The sequence below is a fragment of the Microcoleus sp. F10-B2 genome (assembly GCF_036704965.1).
GTDB lineage: Bacteria > Cyanobacteriota > Cyanobacteriia > Cyanobacteriales > Microcoleaceae > Microcoleus.
On record NZ_JAUBTB010000043.1, the window covers coordinates 15,046 to 36,018 of the forward strand.

Annotated in this window: 12 protein-coding genes and 1 pseudogene; 8 read left to right on the plus strand and 5 right to left on the minus strand. The window is 46.0% G+C overall.

What is annotated here, in order from left to right; translation table 11 throughout:
* Nucleotides 1–132: 132 nt before the first annotated feature.
* The 3 genes from QUA99_RS17800 to QUA99_RS17810 all read right to left on the minus strand — a co-directional run bounded on the left by QUA99_RS17800 (nt 133) and on the right by QUA99_RS17810 (nt 4,316).
* The gene (locus QUA99_RS17800; RefSeq protein ID WP_333239302.1) at nt 133–456 is read right to left on the minus strand and encodes a DUF1825 family protein; all 324 of its coding nucleotides are present in this window, start codon (nt 454–456) and stop codon (nt 133–135) included.
* A gap of 321 nt (nt 457–777) precedes the next feature.
* Nucleotides 778–1,395, minus strand: a complete 618-nt coding sequence (gene lepB, locus QUA99_RS17805; RefSeq protein WP_333239304.1) for a signal peptidase I — start codon at nt 1,393–1,395, stop codon at nt 778–780.
* Nucleotides 1,396–1,838: 443 nt separating this feature from the next.
* The gene (locus tag QUA99_RS17810; RefSeq protein ID WP_333239306.1) at nt 1,839–4,316 is read right to left on the minus strand and encodes an ATP-dependent Clp protease ATP-binding subunit; all 2,478 of its coding nucleotides are present in this window, start codon (nt 4,314–4,316) and stop codon (nt 1,839–1,841) included.
* Nucleotides 4,317–5,941: 1,625 nt separating this feature from the next.
* Here QUA99_RS17810 and QUA99_RS17815 point away from each other — a divergent pair.
* The 4 genes from QUA99_RS17815 (at nt 5,942) to QUA99_RS17830 (ending at nt 14,951) form a co-directional block, all read left to right on the plus strand.
* A complete protein-coding gene (locus tag QUA99_RS17815; RefSeq protein WP_333239308.1) occupies nt 5,942–8,023 on the plus strand; it encodes a histidine phosphatase family protein in 2,082 nt (693 codons plus the stop codon).
* Nucleotides 8,024–8,205: 182 nt separating this feature from the next.
* Nucleotides 8,206–10,326: a mechanosensitive ion channel domain-containing protein gene (locus QUA99_RS17820; protein ID WP_333239310.1), complete on the plus strand. Its 2,121-nt coding sequence runs from the start codon at nt 8,206–8,208 to the stop codon at nt 10,324–10,326.
* Between the two features lie 731 nt (nt 10,327–11,057).
* Nucleotides 11,058–13,388: an adenylate/guanylate cyclase domain-containing protein gene (locus QUA99_RS17825; protein WP_333239312.1), complete on the plus strand. Its 2,331-nt coding sequence runs from the start codon at nt 11,058–11,060 to the stop codon at nt 13,386–13,388.
* A gap of 27 nt (nt 13,389–13,415) precedes the next feature.
* On the plus strand, nt 13,416–14,951 hold the full coding sequence (locus QUA99_RS17830; RefSeq protein WP_333239314.1) for a mechanosensitive ion channel family protein: 1,536 nt from the start codon (nt 13,416–13,418) through the stop codon (nt 14,949–14,951).
* Between the two features lie 147 nt (nt 14,952–15,098).
* On the opposite strand, the gene QUA99_RS17835 is transcribed toward QUA99_RS17830, so the two are convergent.
* Nucleotides 15,099–15,221: a hypothetical protein gene (locus QUA99_RS17835; RefSeq protein ID WP_333239316.1), complete on the minus strand. Its 123-nt coding sequence runs from the start codon at nt 15,219–15,221 to the stop codon at nt 15,099–15,101.
* Nucleotides 15,222–15,481: 260 nt separating this feature from the next.
* Nucleotides 15,482–16,518, minus strand: a pseudogene (locus QUA99_RS17840) (IS701 family transposase).
* A gap of 311 nt (nt 16,519–16,829) precedes the next feature.
* Between QUA99_RS17840 and QUA99_RS17845 the strand changes: the two are divergent.
* The 4 genes from QUA99_RS17845 to QUA99_RS17860 all read left to right on the plus strand — a co-directional run bounded on the left by QUA99_RS17845 (nt 16,830) and on the right by QUA99_RS17860 (nt 20,436).
* Nucleotides 16,830–16,958 carry a hypothetical protein gene (locus tag QUA99_RS17845; protein ID WP_333239318.1) on the plus strand — a complete coding sequence of 43 codons (129 nt, stop codon included), beginning with the start codon at nt 16,830–16,832 and terminating at the stop codon, nt 16,956–16,958.
* Nucleotides 16,959–17,310: 352 nt separating this feature from the next.
* Nucleotides 17,311–18,789 (plus strand): bifunctional UDP-sugar hydrolase/5'-nucleotidase, encoded by a 1,479-nt coding sequence (locus QUA99_RS17850; RefSeq protein WP_333239320.1) that lies wholly within the window; start codon nt 17,311–17,313, stop codon nt 18,787–18,789.
* Between the two features lie 289 nt (nt 18,790–19,078).
* Complete coding sequence (locus QUA99_RS17855) at nt 19,079–19,393, plus strand: hypothetical protein (protein WP_333239322.1); 315 nt, start codon at nt 19,079–19,081, stop codon at nt 19,391–19,393.
* Nucleotides 19,394–19,650: 257 nt separating this feature from the next.
* Entirely contained in the window at nt 19,651–20,436 is a 786-nt protein-coding gene (locus QUA99_RS17860; protein ID WP_333239324.1) for a methyltransferase domain-containing protein, read from the plus strand.
* Nucleotides 20,437–20,973 lie beyond the last annotated feature (537 nt).

A 20,973-nucleotide genomic window follows, 5' to 3' on the forward strand; every position in this document is an offset into this window, starting at 1 on the left:
TGACAATTGACAGTTGGCAGTTGACAATTACCCATTATTTCTCCTCTGACTTCTGGCTTCTGGCTCACACTCGATAATTAATCCGTGTATCCGTGTCAAAATCCGTGTTGTGCCTTCCTTCTTTCTCCGATCTTAAGATTGTTTTTCCAGCTCAGTTTTCATCCGCTCCAGCGTTGAGTTCATTTGCTCAAACATCTGCTGGGGCGTGATGCCAAATTGATTGAGCTGTGTTTTTAACTGTTCTACAGTCATCTGAGCCATGAAGTCCTCAGACAGCTCAAACCGCTTCATAAAAATACGGTAGCGCTCCATCATTGATTCCATCTGAGCGATGAACATTTTCTTGCCTTCGCGATCGAATTTGCCGTAATTGCCACCTAGTTTGATGAGAGATTGATAGTCTTCAAACAACAGCTTGGCTTCTTGCTGAACAATTTCTGAATCAAAAAATCCCATAGCTTTCCTGATTTTTTAATATTCTACTAATTTTGATCTAGGCGAGAAATCCCGCTGCTTTTTGTACTATTTTATCAGTTGCCGGAGGAAGTCCCTACCCCTTAAGGCACAAGAATAAGTAGAAATTTCCGTACAGGATAAGGCATGGGAATGGGGCATCGGGCATCGGCCAAACAGGGCATCGGCCAAACAGGGCATCGGCCAAACAGGGCATCGGCCAAACAGGGCATCGGTTATTGGTTATTGGTTATTCAAACTAACCACCAACCAATAACCAATAACTAATGACTAATGACTGATGACTGATGACTGATGACTTCTTCAAACTTCGCCGATGCGTTCTAGAGGCCAAAACCGCAGTACAGCGCGGCCGATGATATTCTGCTTAGGTAAAAATCCCCACCTGCTGGAGTCGTTGCTGTTGTTGCGGTTGTCTCCCATCACGAAGTATTGATTTTCCGGGACGCGATAAGGCCCCCACTGGTATTTAGGAGGTTCGGCAATATATTTTTCGACGATTGGTTTGTCGTTGAGGTAGACTAGACCTTTTTTAACAGCGACGGTTTGACCCGGTAAGCCAATTACCCGCTTGATGAATGCTTGGTCTTCGGTAAAGCCTTGTTCTTGCAACTTTTCGGGCGGGGCAAATACTACGATGTCGCCAGTTTTTGGAGGTTCTAGGTAGTACGAGATTTTTTCGACTACGACGCGATCGCCCACGTGCAGAGTTGGTACCATAGAATCTGAGGGTATGTAGCGCGGTTCTGCGACCAACGCTCGAATAACTATTGCTAAACCCAAAGCAATAATCACTATCTGAATATTTTCAAAGCTAGACTTCCACGCTTTCTGCCACCAGGTGCTCGTGCTTAGCGAAGTCGAAGCATCAGCCTGAATTTCTGCTACTTCTGTACCCAAATTCTTTTTTTCCGATGTCATTTATTTCTCCACTATATAGTTCTTGCTAATTATCTAATTGCCATTGAAGTAGCTCGCTCTAATTAAACGTAAACTTTGTTTGGGTATTCAGAAACCCGGAAGGGCGAACACTGGGCCGCAGCCCCTACAGAAACCGAGTCGTTCGGTCTGATGTTTTTTGACACGAAGATACTTAAGGATCGTCAATTAAATAATTTCCCTTTTTTCTTGTGGGATGGGCGTCCCGCCCGTCCCCGATAGACGGGCGGGACGCCCATCCCACAACAGTCATGAAAAGTGGATTTTATTTAATTCTCATCCCTTAGAAAAGTGTAGTGCATTCTCTTGATTTTAACTCATAAAAAAGGCAGAGAATTAAAATTCTCTACCTTTTTTTATGTGAGGATTTTGAGTTGTTTCCGGCTGCAAAATTTGTTATTTCAAAACTTCACTTGCCTTGGCACTTACTCAGCGCCTTGAGGCAGCAATTCCCGCTTTTGACCTTGCAGCACCTTAACAATTCCGTCCTCGCCCACATCCACAACAGCGGTATCGCCGTCTTTGATGCGGCCAGAAAGGATTTCCTCGGCCAAGCTGTCTTCCAACAACCGCATAATGGCGCGGCGCAGGGGTCTGGCTCCGTAACTGGGGTTGTAGCCTTCTTCTATCAGCCGTTCTTTGAACCGTTCAGTGACTTCCATCGTGATTCCTTGTTCTGTCAAGCGGCCGAACACTTCTTTGAGCATAATGACGGCGATTTCCTTGACTTCTTCCCTGTTCAACTGGCGGAAGACAATAATTTCGTCGAGCCTGTTGAGGAATTCGGGGCGGAAGTAGTTTTTGAGTTCTTCGTTAACCAAGGAGCGAATACGGTTGTAATTGGCATCGGTTTGGTTTTCGCTGAACTCGAAGCCGAGGCCGCCGCCGCCTGTTGCGATGACTTTAGACCCGATGTTGGATGTCATAATCAGCAGCGTGTTTTTGAAGTCCACGGTGCGACCTTTGGCATCGGTTAAACGGCCGTCTTCCAATATTTGCAGGAGCATATTGAAGACATCGGGGTGGGCTTTTTCGATTTCGTCGAACAGCACGACGGTGTAAGGACGGCGGCGGACTGCTTCTGTGAGTTGGCCGCCTTCGTTGTAGCCGACGTAGCCCGGAGGGGAACCGATGAGTTTGGAGACGGTGTGACGTTCCATGTACTCCGACATATCCAGCCGAATCATCGCGTCTTCGGAACCGAAGAAGTAGCCGGCTAGGGCTTTGGTGAGTTCGGTTTTGCCGACGCCGGTGGGCCCGGAGAAGATGAAACTGGCGATCGGGCGATTGGGATTTTTCAAGCCGACGCGAGCGCGGCGGATGGCGCGGGAAACGGCTTTTACTGCTTCTTCCTGGCCGATCAAGCGCTGGTGCAAGGTATCTTCCATGTGCAGCAGCTTTTCGGATTCGGATTCGGTCAGTTTGTTGACCGGGACGCCCGTCCAGCTTGCCACGATTTGAGCGATGTCTTCTTCGGTGACTACTGGCGATGGGTCGGTTTCGCCGGTGCGGGCCGAGTCGGTTTTTTTGGCTTGGGAAATAGCGCGAATTTCGGCTTTGATCGTCATTTCTCGATCGCGCAATTCGCCGGCTTTGTCAAAGTCTTGAGAACGCACCGCTTCGTCTTTATCTTTGAGGACTTGGCGGAGTTCTTTGTCAAGTTCTTTGGCTGCGGGGGGCAGTTGGGAGTTGATCAGGCGGACTCTCGAACCTGCTTCGTCTACCAAGTCAATTGCTTTGTCTGGGAGGAAGCGGTCGGAGATGTACCGATGCGAGAGTTTGGCTGCTGCTTCCAGGGCCGTGTCCAAGATTTTCAGCTTGTGGTGCTGTTCGTAGCGTTCCCGCAGACCGAAGAGAATCTCGATCGTCTCTTCAACGGTGGGTTCGCCGACCATGACGGGCTGGAAGCGCCGCTCTAAGGCTGCATCGCGCTCGATGTGCTTGCGGTACTCGTCGAGGGTGGTAGCGCCGATACATTGGAGTTCGCCTCTTGCCAGAGCCGGCTTGAGGATGTTCGCTGCGTCGATCGCCCCTTCAGCCGCACCTGCACCGATCAAAGTGTGCACTTCGTCAATCACTAAAATGACATTACCCGCAGTGCGGATTTCGTCCATGATTTTTTTGAGGCGTTCTTCAAATTCGCCCCGGTATTTGGTACCGGCGACGAGCAAGCCGATATCGAGGGTGACGACGCGCTTGTCTTCCAGGATGTCTGGGATGTCATTGTTAGCGATGCGTTGGGCCAGGCCTTCGGCGATCGCGGTTTTGCCGACTCCGGGTTCCCCGATGAGCACCGGGTTATTTTTGGTGCGGCGACCGAGGATTTGAATTACCCGTTCGATTTCTTTTTGGCGTCCGACTACTGGGTCTAGTTTGCCATCGACCGCCATTTGAGTCAGGTTCGCTCCGAATTCATCGAGGGTTGGGGTTTTGGTGCGGGCACCTCCGCCAGTGGCTGCGACTTCTGCGGTTTCTCCCAGCATCCGAATCACTTGGGTGCGGACTTTCGACAAATCTACTCCCAGATTTTCTAAGACTCTAGCCGCTACTCCTTCACCTTCGCGGATCAAGCCCAGCAGCAGGTGTTCGGTACCTATATAGTTGTGTCCGAGTTGGCGAGCTTCTTCTAGGGATAGTTCTAGAACCCGCTTGGCGCGGGGAGTGAACGGAATTTCGACTGCTACGAAGCCGGAACCGCGGCCGATGATTTTTTCGACCTCAATCCGAGCGTCTTTGAGATTGACCCCCATTGATTTGAGGACTTTAGCTGCCACCCCGGTTCCTTCACCGATCAGACCCAGGAGGATCTGTTCTGTCCCTACGAAGTTGTGACCCAGGCGGCGAGCTTCTTCCTGGGCCAACATGATTACTTTTATTGCTTTTTCTGTGAAGCGTTCAAACATGATTTATTCCCATCACCTGCTGCTATGTGCCCGTTTCGAGGTCACGCTCGCATTTAAGGAGCGTTTGTGTTCTCGTAGGGACGCGGCATTGCCGTGTCCCTACTCGTACTGCTTATTCTAGCGCGACACTCCCAACCGATCTGCCGCACTCGGCTGCGGTTGCAGATTCCAGGCTCATGTTGCAGGGTGGCTTTCAACTGGGAAGACCCAAATGGTGGCTGACCTACAACCTCCCCTAGACTGCAAGAAGATTGCTCTTCTCGGCCTGTGCCCAACCTACGACTACGTATTGATGGATTCTAGCACAATCTTTTTGGCTGTCATGCAGGTGCAAAAGTGATAATTCTCGAAGTACAGGACGGGTTTTGTACAAAACTTATTAGTTAGATTCACGATCGATCCCCTAAACTCACTCTTAAGCTGCTGTCCATCTCAAGAATCTTTTGGTTGGCGAGGGAAAGAGCGAGCTGGGCTTTTTTTATCTAAAATTTTGTCTCAGATCCTTTGAAGATTTGGATGTTGTTCATGTTCTCAGTTGTGCGTAAGTCCTGCATCAATTAGTTAGTGTTGCTACACTCCGATGGTTGGGGTCAGACTATACTCAGCACGGTCAAAAAAAGTGCTTTCGCAGCAGAGTGCTTTTTGTCGTTAACCGATCGGACTTAAATCTCTCAAACTTTACAGTCACAAGAGAATCTAAATCTTGTTTATGAGTTCTAGCATTTGTCGCGAGCAATTCGGATTTTGCTCTTTAAAAAAATGCGTAATACTTTGAGTACAGACACTTTTATTGACAAATTTTTACAAGCTTTCTATCAAATTTAAGTTTGGTGAGCACGAGAAAATATCTAGTATTCAGTCGCACGCGGGAATGGGCTTTCAGGAAATCGCTAATAACCGCACTTCCGACAGTTTTTGATAACTGAGATGTTGCACCATTCTCAATAATCCTTTTACGAACAGGCTTTCCGACCAGTGAAGCGAGAAAATTCATCTCTGGCTTCACTGGTCGCAGAGCCCCTTCTTGAGAATGGTGCTAGATGTGAGTGATAACCAACCGTAGAAGAAGGGTTGCAGGGCGATCGGCAGGGGAGCATCTCATATTTGTAAAAATACTTCTTTTGGCTCCTTCCTTCTTCCTCTTTCCTTCTTCCTTCTTCCTCGCAGCCTCGGGCCCCGCAGCCTCGGGCCTCAAAACTCCAATTTCTAGCTTGGCTGCAAAACTGAGATGCTCCCATCGGCAGGAGGGTGGCGCTAACGATCGCACGATCGCTCAACCGAAAATCACGGGTTTCAGACTAGGAATTCACAACAGCCCGCACTATTGCAATCATGAAAAGCTTTGATACCAACCGGAGTAAATTCAATCTTTAGCATAGCTCTCTATTTTCTGGTAAACCGCGAGAAAGTGGACTACTTGGATTTTTTTACTTGGGGTGATTTTACCAGAAATTTTGCTGGACAAAAAGCACGGTCTTCGATCGTGCAAAGTATTGCGATCGGCACGGTCTATAACCGTGGTTTCGTGGTAAAGTGCTTTTGGTCGTTAACTGGTCTGACTTGAAAGTCTAAAACTTCAACGTTAGACAATCTAAATCATGTTTGAGGCGTAGTGAAAGTAAACCATGAACACTAGAAACTTAGATGACCCAGTAGAAAGTAGCGACAATGGATCGACGATCGAAGTTACAGGTAAATCCCAGGATGTAACCAGAGCTACTTCTGTCGCTTCACCAAAAGAATTAAATGCAGAACAGCTAGGACGTGTCTACTTTATTCGGCACGGTGAAAGTACCAGTAACGAACGCAATATTTTTGCAGGAGTTCTGGATGTTGACCTGACATCATTTGGCAGGTTGCAGGCACGCCGTGCAGGTGTTGACTTGAAGAAAAAAGGTACAAAGTTTGACGCAGTATATGTCTCTCACATGAGACGCGCGCGCCAAACCTGTGAAATCGCCCTTGCTGAAAGTCAAGCACTAAAGTCGCCAAATACCCCCGTTGAGATAGATCATCGAATTAGCGAGAAATCCTTTGGCATTTTTGCGGGTCGCAACCTAAATTTGCTGCGTCTAGCCCTGGGCTACGAAGGGTTCGAGGAAATGTTGCATTCACATAACGAAGCACCCCCGGCTGGCGAAAAGATTGCCCAAGTTTACGCTCGCGCTGCCCGTTTCTACGAAGACAAGGTTGTACCGCACTTAGAACGCGGTGAAACAGTTCTAGTAGTGTGCCACCAATATGTGTTGGAGCCTCTAGCACTTTATTTAAGCGGTTTACCGCCAACTGCTTACAAACACCTGAAACTCCCCAACGGTAAAGCTCTCAGCGGTGTGGATCTCGTCAAGTTTCGGGACAAGGAATCGGGCGGTGCCGCTTCGGTGCGGAAAGAGATCAACGATCTTTCAATTATGTGGGCGATTTTGATCTATGCCGCCGCCTTTTTGCTGGGAAGTTTGGTAGGGGCAATCAGCGGCGCAGCAGGAGCGATTCCGTCAGCGCTATTTCGATCGATAATTGTTGCGTGTCTTGCCGCTTCAACATTTTATACCTACCTGGACATCGACTTTGCCGCGAGTAAACGCAAAGTAACTTCAACTGTGAAGTATTTAGTTTACGGGTGGATGGCAGTGCGATGGGCTGTTGGCCTATTTTTAATATTTTCTGGACTTTTGTATCAGAGCGAAGCCGATTTGTACAAAGTTTTGTGGGTGCTGTTTTGGATGGTTCCACCAGCCCTGACTTCCCCAGTTTTATCGGTGCTTTGGGGCGGCAATCTTTATCCGTCGGCTCTGTTGTCAAGAACGCTATCAATCGTTGCTCCACTGGCGCTTCTGGCTACATTGAAGGTTGCCAATTTACCCATTAACGTTGACAGCCTGATATTTTTCGGTGTCATTCTAATTCTAGGTCTGGCAATACCGGGAGCGATCGCCCAGTTTTGGCGGGACAAATCTCCTGTAGAATCAAACCACCACAGTAAAAACTGGAAATTTATCGGCGTGCTTGCTGTTGCATTCATGGCTTTGGCCACCGGGTTTCAGTTTACTCCGGCAACCTTCATTTCGGATCTATTTTCTTCAACCGAGCCGAATCGATCGCTAGCTTGTCTGCAACAATTGGCAATTGCAACTTTGGTATTTGTCTTGATGCGCGTAGCAGCTACATTAACCTCAGTGTTTACAAAGGGCAAGCTAAGTAAGGCAGAAGCTCGGGATGCTTATATCCTGCTTGTGAACCCAAACTTTTTCCTTTGGGCCGCTCTTTTCATCGGTGTTAGTGCAACTACTTCGGATGTCAAGTATGCAGTTTTTTGGGCATCGCTGGGCTTTTTCTGCATACCCCTCGCCGAGCAGATCCTGTTTATGAACTCATTTGGCAATGACATACTGAGAGAAACACTGCGTTCTTCGAGAGTGGCAACAGAAGATATCAAAAAGCTGTTCCTGCAATTGGATACGGATGCAAGTAAGACGCTCGATCGAGCCGAAATTACGGAGTTGTTAGGGTTAATCGAAGATATGACAACAGGTGAACGCAGCTCTGAAGAAGTCAGAAGCTACGTCACTGATTATCTGTTCAACATTCTTGACAGCGATAAAAATGGCACTGTCGATTTAGCAGAGTTAGAAGAGTACGTATCAACCTATGGGTTAGTTGCTAACCTGAACGTCGTATCTGCTACTGTATCCCCTGTTGGAGCATAAGTGGGGATCGCCCATAGTTGATATTAATGGAAGCAACAGAATTTATAAAATTTCTGTTACTTCCAAGTTCAAGAGAGGAGCAATTTAGAGATTACTTTTATCCACTGTTCCTCCATTTTTCTATTTAAAAACCTAGTTCTGGAATGAACTTGTTAGATATCAAAATCGGGAGAATGCAGCAAATGTCACGTTATAAAATTCGATCAATTATCCTGACAGCAATCGTTTGTGTTGCCGTGGTATGGACGACTCCGGTGCGATCGCAGGAGCAAGAACAAGAGCCAGCTAAAGATGCCAACACTCCAAAGGTGGAACAAGTTGAACCAGAGAAACCAGCAGACCCCAAAGCAGCAACAACTACCAAAGATATTAATATTCCCGTCGATGAACTGAAAATCCTCCTGAAGCCGCTCACTCTCGAAGAACTCCGAGACGAGGCAGCAGCGTGGATGCTTGTACTCCAAAAAAAAGCCCACGAAATCAGCGAAGCTGAAGTTACCATCAAGCGCCAGAATCAAGCCATCAGCCAACAGCAAGAAGGCGTTGATGCCCTAGAAAAAGCCAAAAAAGCCCTCGAAGCAGCCGAGCAAGCTCAAAAAGGTGCTGCCCCTGGTTCACCGCAATATCTAGAAGGAACGAAAAAGGTAGAAGAAGCCAAAGAAAGCCTTAAAAAAGCTCAGTCAGCAGTTGAGAAATCGAAAACAACCAAAGCCGAATTAAAACAAGACGAGACATCGAATAAGACGCTGGAAAAAGCTCAAAAAACCGGCGACTTAGAAACAGCCAAACAAACTATCGATAAAATAAAGGCCGATCGAGATAAGACCGTTGCTGGATCTCTAGCTTATTCCGAGGCGACCAAAACGATCGAAAAACTAGAAGCAGCGATCAAAGTCTTCGAGTCGGCCCAAGAAGCTCAAAAAGGTGCCGATCCCGAGTCACCGGAATACCAGGAAGCCACCCAGCAGCTAGAAAAAGCCGACGAAGCCCTCAAACAACTGCTCAAAGAGATTGGGGGTACTTTAACAGAACAATCGTCCCAAGAGCTAGACAAGGCCACAGCCGCCGTTGAAAACACCGAAATTAAAAACAACGGGGAAGAGAAAGTTGCTGGGGAACCGGGAGTCGTCAACAACCAACAGAACCTCCAACAAAAACAACAGGAACTCAAAACAACGACGGAAAATTTGCAAAAGAGTACCGATGCGGAGTCCAAAGCAAAGAACCAACTCGTAGTGACTGTTACCGAACTCCAATCGCAGCTAACGGCGATCGAAGATCGCTTTAACGCCATCTTAGAAGAACTGGAGAAAAAAGGTGGCGATGCCAAGCCCTACCGCCAGTACACTCAAGCCGTTATGAGTATCGACGTAGATACCAAAGATACTCAAGGTTTGGGCGTGCGGCTTCTGGCTTGGGCAAAAGCTGAAGAAGGTGGCATGCGCTGGGTGGGCAATACAGGGAAGTTCGTCGGGATTGTGATTGTCTCCATCATTGTCTCTCAAATCCTCGGCGCGATCCTCTACCGACTGATGAAGCTATTCGGCGGCACATCGAGAATCATGCGCCAATTTATCGTGATGCTCGTCAAGCGCGGCGGGGTTGTGATCGGGTTTCTAGTGGCTCTGACAGCGCTGGAAGTCAGCCTCGGTCCAGTTTTAGCCCTGGTTGGGGGTTTGAGTTTCATTTTGGCGTTCGCCCTGCAAAGCAACCTGGGTAACATAGCCAGCGGCTTGATGATTATGGCTTACAAGCCCTTCGATGTCGGTGATGAAATCAAACTCGGCGAACTTTGGGGATGGGTAGAGTCCATCACCTTAGCTAACACGAAAATCAAAGGCCTTGACGGTCAGATGTTTAACGTTCCCAACAACACGGTTTGGGGCGACACTATCGAAAACCTGAGTCACAGTGAAACTCGCAAATTTACACACTGGTTGCGGATTGGCTTTGAGGAAGACTTGGCGAAGGTGGAGCAATTGCTCGTAGAAATTCTCAAATCCCATCCCAAAGTTTTAGCAGCTCCAGCCCCCAGCACGCAAGTGTGGAGCATTGAGGACTATTACATCAGTTTGAAGGCTGATGGGTGGGTGAACAAAGAAGATTTTTGGACAGTCCATTCTGACGTGATCCGGATGATTCGGCAACGGTTCTACAAAGAGGGTATCCAACTTGCTGCTATCCCCAAAAGTATGGATGTAGGAGAACCAGATAATAGTAATGGCAACATTCCCTATCTTGTTTCGGAAACCTCTGTGCATCCGGGTGCAGGCTCGGTTTCCGAAAGCCCTACAATCAGATGAATGCGATCGATGCTGACGGACTCTTTGGTTCAACGATCGAGAAAAGATGACCTAGCCAGAGATTTGGGTTGAGCCTAAGTGCAACCCAACTTGTACAGCGTATTCCAGGTTTATGAAGTAGTAGGGACACGGCGCCGTGCCCTTCTTCGTGTCAACTTAACGTCAAACGTAGTCACAGACAGTTGTTTGACGATTAGGACCATATCCCCCCTAGCCCCCCTTAATAAGGGGGGGACTGGAAACGTCTTCAAGTCCCCCTTATTAAGGGGGATTTAGGGGGATCGAGACTAGGCTAAAAGCGAGATCGATCGAGGGTTTTAGTCTTAAGTTGACACCAATCGGCACGGCGCCGTGTCCTGACTGTGGGTAATATTAATTCCGATGCTACCGGAGTTGATATTATCACTAATTTACCGGACATGATATTACTGGAGCTGGATACATAGCGTCTATTTTTGGGATTGGTAGACGTTTCTTAATTTATCGGAGAAATTAAGAAACGTGTGGAGAAATTAAGAAACGTATCAGGCGTATTTAGGCGAAAAATTAAATGCGATAGTTGAAAGCTCAGACAGCGATCGCAACAATATTAACTTTAAGCGATCGCCCTAACTGCCATTTACTTTTAGGAGCCAAAAGAAGGTATACTAGGCATCGCTTGCAAGGCCCAAAAAGCAACTGGAATACAACTTATTTTCACTCTCTGATACCTCCGTATCACAAATATTTTTATGCGATCGCTCAATCAGCTCAATCGATTCAGTGTCCGTACCAAGCTCATCATCATGCTGCTGGTAGTCAGCCTTTGCTCGATGTTGGCAAGTACCTTTATTTGCTCCCGAGCAGGGCAACAGCTCCTCGAACAGCGGGTATTTAACCAGTTAACGAGTCTCCGGGGTATCAGAGGTGAGGAAGTCGAGCGATATTTTAAATTTCTGGTTCAGCACACCCAGACGCTCAGTGATGGTGATATGTTCATCAATGCGATGAAGGATTACAAGCGAGCTTTTGATGAACTCGCTACGGTGAACGTACCCAAGGCGTATGATGACAAGATCGCTCAGTTCTACCGCAATGAGTATGTTCCAAAACTCCAAAAGACGATGGAGGCTCCGCCGGTTCCCGAAACCTTCTTTCCTAAAAGCCCTGCGGCCCGTTACCTCCAGTATCACTACCTTGCCAATAACCCCTATCCAATTGGTGAGAAGAGCAAGCTAGATGACCCGAAAGATGGCAGTACCTACACCCGCGTTAACGTTCGCTACAACCCGAAGTTCACCAACATCGCCGAACGCTTCGGTTACTACGACATCTACCTGCTTGATATGAGTGGGAATGTCGTTTACCTACTTTCTAACGAGGGTGACTTCGCCTCTAACCTGCTTACGGGGCCGGTTGCTGATAGTAACTTTGTCCAAGCATTTAAAGATGCTCGCAGCTCTAATAGCACGGCTTTCGTCAAAATCGTTGATTTCCAACCTTACATCTATTCTTACAATGTGCCATCGGCTTTTATCGCCTCCCCCATTTTTGATGGAGCGCAGATGATTGGCGTGTTGGCGTTCCAACTTCCAGCAGATCGGCTCAGCGACGTTGTGAATGGCTACGGCAAATGGAAGGAGAATGGATTGGGCGACACCGGGGAAACTTATCTGGTGGGGCAAGATCAACTGATGCGATCGAAATCGCGATTCTTGATAGAAGATCGAGAGAATTTTATCAAATCGCTCTCCGAGAGCGGGCTGCCTGAATCCAGCGTCAAAAAAATCCGCGACATTGACACGACGATTCTGTTTTTGCCTGCCAATGTTGACGGCGTGAAGCAGGCATTGTTTGGCAAATCCGTGCTGCTGCGCAACAAGGATTATCGGGGCAGCGACGTGCTGGGTGCCTATGCACCGGTAGAAGTCGATGGGTTGCGATGGGCGATCGCCGCAGAAATAGATATCAGTGAAGCCTTCGCTCCGATCGGCACATTTCAACGAGAGGTAGCAGTTGCGGCCGCTGCGATCGTGGTGATTGTCACCCTAGTGGCGATGTGGTTGGCAAGGCTGTTTGTCTCGCCGATCGATCGCATGATCGCCAGCACGAAAAAGATCGAGTCTGGCGACGGAAATTCGATGGTGGAATCGGGAACGCGGGATGAATTTGGCGATTTGGAGAGGTCATTCAACGAGAGGGTTTACGCGCTGCGAAGCCACATCCGACAGGTCGAACAGCAAAACGCTGAGAACCAAGGTCTGATTGACCTGCTGCTGCCTGCTAAGATTGCCAAGCGGATCAAACAGGGAGAGGGTGTGATCGCTGACCCCTTTTCCGGTGTCAGCATTTTGTTTACGGATCTGCACCGATTTAGCAAGCTGTTTGGATCGTTAACTGCTGAAGAGGTAGTTTTTCTGCTGGATGAGTTGGTCGATGCCTTCGATGACTTGGCAGACAAACACGGTCTGGAGAAAATTAAAACAATGGGCGATGGATACATGGCAGTCTGCGGACTATCTGTTTCTCGCCTAGATAGCGACAAGCGGGCGATCGATTGTGCATTGGAAATGCTGGCCCACGTGCGTCGCTTCAACTACGAACGCGGTTTGAACTTGGATCTGCGAATTGGGATCAATATGGGGGATTTGATTTCAGGTATTGTGGGCAAGAGCCGTTACGTGTATGACGTTTGGGGCGAGACGGTCAACATTGCCCACCGGCTAAAGGCAGCTTGTCCGCCCGGAAGCATTTTGGTTTCTGAATATGTCCGGGAGCGCTTGTCTGACCTCTACGAGTTCGAGCAAGTTGAGATCCTGGAGGCACTCGACAAGGAACCGCTGATAGCTTGGGAACTGCGATACAACCGCCTAGCCACTGACGATCGCTCGGAACAATCAAATAATTATGACGCGGCTCAAAATGCGACAACTGTTGGGGGCAACCGTGCTGTCTTGGCGAATGTGCCAGATCGATCGGGTGAGGGAGCGATCGCTACTTTGAACACATCTGGCGATCGGGCAACAAAATCGCGAGATGAAGCCCTCGTCAAACCACAAAACGAGAGTGAAGGAATCGAGTAAACCGTGTGTAGTTGGAGATGTTTTCAGATGGGTAACTTGAACTTGCAAGAACCTTGGTTGATCTGGGTAATCGTTTTAGGCATTGGGTTTCCACTGAGCGTGATTCTCTTGGGAGAGGTGATTCAGCGATTAAAACGGCAGAAAAATCCCCTGGCATCAACCTTGCAGACGGTGAAAAACCTCGTCTTGCCATCTTTTGCGTTAATGATTTTTGTTCGAGAAGTCTTCAAGTTAGATCCAGAAGCAACGCTGGTTAAAGTTATCCAAACGCTGTTTTGGATATGTGTGATCAACGCGGCGCTTTCTCTGATTAACGCATTGTTGTTCGAGCAGGCAGAAGCGGACACTTGGCGGGGACGGATGCCCAAACTACTGGTTGACCTTTGCCGGGTTGTGTCCATTCTCATCGGCGGGGCGATCGTCCTGTCGCAAGTTTGGGGGGCTGACTTGGCAGGGCTTGCCACCGCATTGGGTGTTACTTCGATCGTTCTCGGTTTAGCGCTGCAAGACCCGTTGGGCAGCATCTTGACGGGAATTATGCTGTTATTTGAGCGTCCGTTTAATATCGGGGATTGGCTCAAGGTGGGGGACGCTGAAGGTCAGGTGATTGACATGAACTGGCGGGCAGTTCGCTTGCTGACTGAAGATAGGCAAGTATTTATCGTTCCGCATCAGATACTGGGAAAGGAAGTGATTTGTAATCACACCGCACCCGATCGGATTTATTTTGGAAGCATTAAAGTTGGCTTCTCCTACGACAATCCTCCCAATGTAGTGAGGCAAGTCCTTTTCAATACCGCCTTATCTATTCCGGGAATCTTGGCAGAACCCGAGCCCGATGCTCAAACGATATCTTACGATGACTTTGTGATTACCTATGAAGTAGGATTCTTCGTCAAAGATTATCTACAGATTGGGTCGGCGCAAAACGAATTTATGACACGCATTTGGTATGCAGCACGGCGCAACAATCTCACACTGTATCACTACCAATACAAAGGTGCCGTGGAGTCTGCAGCTAGCAAGACAGATAGTACCGCAAGCAAGTTGAGTAAAGGATTTTCCTCGATTCCTGCTTTGATCCCAATTACTAAGGAGCAAAGTAGTTTAGATGAACTGACGAAGGGAACAATAGTAGAGCATTTTGGCACAGGAGAAACCGCTATCCGCCAAGGCAACCGGGTTTTCTCTATGTACATCATTATTGCGGGGGAGGCGGTAATGACCGTCTTGAATGATGCAGGTGAAGAACTGGAGGTTGTCAAGCTGTCGCGGGGCGAGTTCTTTGGAGTAATGGCGCTGTTCAGTCGGGAACCAAGTCCGGTATCGATTACGGCGGTGGAGGATATGGAGGTGATGGCGATCGATGCAGATGCAGTCAATGCCCTGATCGAACGACAACCTACCTTATCGCGTGAAATTGCTCAGGTAATAGAGATGCGAAGACACGCCATTAATGTAGCGCAACGGACTAACCGTCATGAGAAACTCTCTATTCAAAATCAGCTAGAAGAAGATATGCGATCGCACCCAAATATAACACTTTCAAAAAACAACACTTAACCAAATCAACTGTCATTTTTATTGCCTGTGTAAAGAGGGCAGCGATGACCTATTTTCTCCAAAGTAGCATCGGAATGATACCGAGGACACGGCACGGCGCCGTGTCCCTACCGCGATTAATTGTAGGGACACGGCATTGGGAGCATCTCATATTTGTAAAAACACTTCTTCTGGCTCCTTCCTTCTTCTGGCTCCTTCCTTCTTCCTCTTTCCTCCTGCCCCGCAGCAAGAGAGCCTTAAAACTCCAATTTCTAGCTTAACTGCTTTCATTGAGATGCTCCCCACGGCATTGCACTCGCGGTGTCCTGACTGTGGGTAATATTAATTCCGATGCTACCGGATTTCATATAACAGGTTCCAGCAACTCTATTTAGAAAAAGCTCGCTCTCAATATCCGCTCAAATTCAGTAATTGAGAAAAGACTCTGGCTGATTGACAAAATGCGATCGCACCGCAGGATAGTCGCTGAGCTGGAATCGTTTTATTGAAGTTAGGACTTACGCATTGACAAACAACATTATCTATGCGTTCTAGATCGTGCCATTACTATTAAGATTAGCAAAAATATGCTCACGTACAACTAAAGTAAAGAGATTCCGTTGTACTTCATACCAATTGCTAATTATTTTTTCAACGCGCATAAACTCCAGCCTAACAAAAGCTTGAAGTGAACAAAAGATGTGAGTCTTGATTGCATGAGTATCTCTAACCATGAACCGACAAATTCCACAGACTTGTTTTATGGCTCGATGAAAGGTTTCAATTCCCCAATGGGTATCATGAATTGTCATAAATTCATTTCTAGTTATATCCTTAATTTTTTCCTCATCTGGAAGATACAAAATATAATGTAAGCGAGTCTTCTTTTTTAAAGTCGCACCTTTACAACTTGACAAATCCAAATTCTTTCAGATGAGTTCTCAATCCAGACTCTGGAATTACCAGATTCCTTACTTGGCAATACTTATGTGGCTCGTTTGAGACAGTTCTGTTTTTTTCAATTCCGAATAGAAAACCCACTTTCTGGTTTTTTAGAAATTTTAAGTTTTCTACTCCTGAATACCAACTGTCTCCTGTCACTATTCTTGGCTTGACTCCCCAGCTTATTATTTCACTTACCATCTCTCTAAAATAATCGTTTTTTGTTTTCCCCTCTTTTTTGTCATATATTCTGTAATTGATGGGCACTGAATTACCATTAATATCACTGTAATATAGAGTGATTAAATTTAACCCAATAATTGTTTTATGGGCTTTTCCTGACCAAAAATAACTGATTAACTCTGCATTTTTCGGGTCGCTGTAAATCTTTTCTATAACAGTATCGTCTACACTTAGTATTCCTCCTACCAAGTTAATAATTTTCACGCATTATCTTGAATAAATCTTTCGGTTCATATCGCTCTCTCAATAAAAAGCGATTCACACTATCATGTGAAACGTCTCCCAATATTTCTGATAACCTGCTACAACCTCCAAACTTTGGCTCTGACAGTAAAAATAAGGTGTATAGGTCTAGATTGCATTGCGCTGTGGATGGTAAGCGTGATTTCTCTGATTGTCCGATACCTAGAAAGTAGACGACCTATATTTATCAATGCACTATTATGTTATTCTGTCAAGGCGTAACTCCTAGAAGTGTTGCTGCTGACTTGAAGGGCGATCGCGGGGGAGCATCTCATATTTGTAAAAACACTTCTTCTTGCTCCTTTCTTCTTCCTCTTTCCTCCTGCCTCCTGCCTCAAAACTCCTGCCTCAAAACTCCAATTTCTAGCTTGGCTGCTTTCATTGAGATGCTCCCGATCGCGGCCTTGATACTAATCCCGGAGTTTGATACAATCATCCCTTACCTGAGCAATCTTTCCGAGGTCGGATGGGATGACCAATCTATCCCATACCTTACCCGCAGCCACGCATAACTTTGAGGAAGCTCGCTACTGGGACGAAATCATCATCGACGAGCTGAACGCAGCTACAGGGGTACTTTCTTCTGTTCCGGTAATTTGACTCACCATGCTGAATTCAATATTCGGTTTAATGTTGAAGCTGCTCAGGCAGTATTTGACAGCCGAGATGATATTGTTGAAAAGGGCAAAAGCGCGGGTTGAAACAAAGGGAAAGTAGGCACTGGGACACACATCGATCTATCATCGTCCTGCACCGAAAACAGGAGCCAATGCCTAGATAGCGTTACAGGTAAATGAGAGCAAATTTCTTACCCGCTTCATGGAAAATTTGAAGCAGCTATTCACAGCCCCCGTTCTTTCGTGAAGGCAAGATACCCAGCTTCTCTAAGCAGTCGGGTATCTGAACCGCACAGGCAAAATTAAACGTGTTAGTTTCACAAAGGTAAAAAATCATGGCGACGACAGAACGGTTTAAAAAGTTCACGATTTTGCATTCCAATGATATGCACGGAGACTTTCTGGCAGAGGCTGGGGGTGAAGAGGGTCATCTGATTGGTGGAGTATCGCTGCTTTCGGGCTATATCAATCAGGTACGCCAGGAAGAGAAAAACGTACTGTTTGTGATTTCAGGTGACATGGTTCAGGGATCTCTGATTGATAAGGAATATAGAGGTCTTTCCACCATAGAGATTATGAATTACCTCGCTCCAGATGTAGTAACTCTGGGGAATCACGAATTGGATTATGGGTTGCCTCACTTACTCTTCTTGGAAAAAATGGCAAATTTTCCGATCGTGAATGCCAACTTGTATATCAAAAAGTACAACAAACGGTTGATGAATCCATATATCATCCTCAATGTAGATGGATTTGATATTATGTTCATCGGGATTGTCACGGAAGAAGTTCTCAAATCATTGAAACTGGATACCAGTATTGGTACATTTGTAAGTCTTGAAGATGCTGCTTTAGAAGTTGGTAAAATTTGCAACGCCTACAAAAACCAGGACATTGACCTGACAGTCCTCATGACACACATCGGTTTTGAAGAGGATAAAAAACTAGCGGCGTTGCTAAATCCAGAATGGGGTGTCGATATGATCATTGGCGGACACTCCCATACAATCCTAGAACAACCAGCCCAAGTTAACGACATTCTGATCGCACAAGCAGGAGTAGGCACAGACCAAATTGGACGTTTCGATATAGTAGTAGATGACGATACTAACAGCATTGTTGAATGGAAGTGGCAACTCCTGCCTGTAGATAATAATCTCGCCGTGCCAGATCCAGAAATCGAAAAGCTGATTGCGACTTTCCAAGAACAGGTCGATCGCAAATATAATCGACTAATTGGACGATTAGCACGTCAACTGACCCATCCTAAGCGTGAAGAAGAAACTGATTTGGGTAACTTAATTGCTGATATTGTTGCCCAACTCGATAACTTTGACGTGGTTATGATAGGAAGTGCTTCAATCCGCGGCACACAATTAGGCCCTCTAGTTACATTGAGCGACCTTAAAATAGTTCTTCCTTACGACGGTGTACTTTATAAACTTAAAGTTACAGGCGTACAGCTCACTCAGATATTCGCATATATTATGAGACTGGAAAACAGAATGTCTGAGGATAGTTGTTGTTTTCAGGTCAGCAAAGGTATTCAGGCAGTTTACAGTGATTCCCAAAGTCAGCTTGAATCTTTGAGCATTAATGGACAGCCGGTACAAGCCGATACTAAATACACTATCTGTGTAGAGGAATTTCATTACAAAAATTCTCTACAGAGTCTAGGCATAACAATTGAAGAATTGACAAAACTAGACAACGCAAAGGTAGTTTCAACATCCTTCCACGATGTCCTTGAAGAATTCTTTAGCCATCATCAAAATCTTAACAGCCATATCGAAGGAAGATTGATCTACAAGTAGATGGGCGATCGCGGCAGCCGATCGCGTATCCGAATGCAGTAAAAAGAGTGAATGGAATTCCCATGTACGCAGACTCAACCCGCCTATGGGACGAGGGTTTGTATACCCCAAATTTCCGTTGCACTCGGTATATTTGCGATCGTCGGGATGCTGCAGTTGCGCGCCAATTTTACAGATTCATTTATGGGATTTCTCCTTCTGTATTATTCTAAAAAATCGCTCTTTTGAAATAATATATAATCAGGGAGGAGCTCTCTGAAACGTGTAAAGTTGCAAAAAGCGACATTCAGTGAACAAGAAGTGGAGAATCTGTGGAAAGCTTTCAAAGCGTTTGATGAAGACGGCAGGGTGCCGTCTCACTATCTCACTAGAGGAACTGGGGCAGCTCAAAGAGGTGGGAGTTTACCCCAGCGACACTGAGCTGGGGGACACGCTCAAAGAGGTGGACTTTGACTTGTCAGGCAGTATCGATTTTGAGGAATTCAAAACGGTGATGCTGTCCAATCCACATTCTGCAGGTACGATTGCAAAATCCAGTCTTTTTATCAAGATGAGAAATATTGAAGCGTCTGATATTAGAATACTCCGGACTATTTTCAAATAGGGATGCGACTGTTGCCCCGGCTACTCCCTCGGTAGCGGCTGCTTCTAAAGCTGCTAAAAAAAAGAAAAGATGATCATTTGACTGTTGGGAATTCGCCAACCATATCCGTATCCCGGCAATACCTATGTGCCCACTGGGAGGTGTGTTAACTCACCTTTATGACGAAATGTTAAAACTCTGTGCATTAATGCAGTAGGTATGATTTAATTTAAATCGTTGAAAGTTAATGATTAATCGGCAATTAATATTTTTTAGCTATGTATTCATCTACTATAGACTCTTACTACAATAACCCTTTTCCCTTTCATGTTCGCATGATGGATTTAATATCACAACTCCAATTGCGAGGTGACGAAAAAATTCTAGACGTAGGATGTGGAGACGGGAGAATAACGGCAGAAATTTCAAAATTATTGCCCCAAGGTTATGTTATTGGTAGTGATATTTTTCCGGAAGTTATAGAGTTTGCTAAAAATAAGTTCGATCGCCAAAATCACCCGAATTTAGAATTTCAAGTAGGCGATGTGAGAAGCCTTGAATTTGAAAATTCATTTGACGTGATTGTTTCTTGTGGAGCTCTTCATTATATCCACAATCATATCCCCGTGCTGACAAGGTTTAAAGAAGCGCTCAAGCCTTCAGGGAAAATTTTACTATCGTTTTTAGGTGAAGGCTCTAACAAGTCTTTTCATTTTGTGTTGCAAGAATTACTCCTGGATAATAAATGGAAAGAATTAAATAATCTTAGTTATCAGTTTTATTCTACTGCAGAATATAGAGAAATGTTAAAAGCTGTGGGATTTAGTACAAATAGCGTAGAAATTTATTCCTATCCGTTAAAAAATAATAATAGCAAAACAGAAATAAAGCAACAAGTTGAAAAAGTTTGGTTTTCTTTGAGTACTAGAATACCTCCAGAAATTTACGATACTTTTCTTGAGGAGTTAGTAAGTATTTATATGGAACGCAATCCTCCCAACCAGAGCGGTTTAATTGAAAGTAAAGCAGAATGGTTAGAAATTCAAGCAACGGTAATGTCGTAAGAAAATAATTGTTTCTGTCTGGTACATTACAATGAACCGCTACCTTAAAACAAGTAGACAGATATTAACAAAGTAAATGTACGGTGGCTCAGATGTTTGCCGCTTAGGGATGAGAGTTAAATAAAATCCACTTTTCATGAGTGTTGTGGGATGGGCGTCCCGCCGGTCCCCGATAGACGGGCGGGACGCCCATCCCACAAGAAAAAAGGGAAATTATTTAATTGACGATCCTTATTGACAATAGATTTGAAGGTTCCCCGATCGCCATTCGCTACAACCCTTACCCTGCAAGTCTTGGTTTGAACCAGTTTTGATAAGCCAACCCGATCGCCCTTCACAACGGTTCGTTATCGATAGCGTCATCCTAAAAGATTTACTTATCAATCAAATTTAATAATTGTTTTATAATTTACGCAAGAGTACGGTAGAGTTAATTATCAAGCCAAGGAAACGTGCGGCTCGCAAAAAGTGAGTTCACACAACTCGGCCGATCGAAATATCGATATTAATCAAATAAGTCAAATCAGCAGGGTAGTT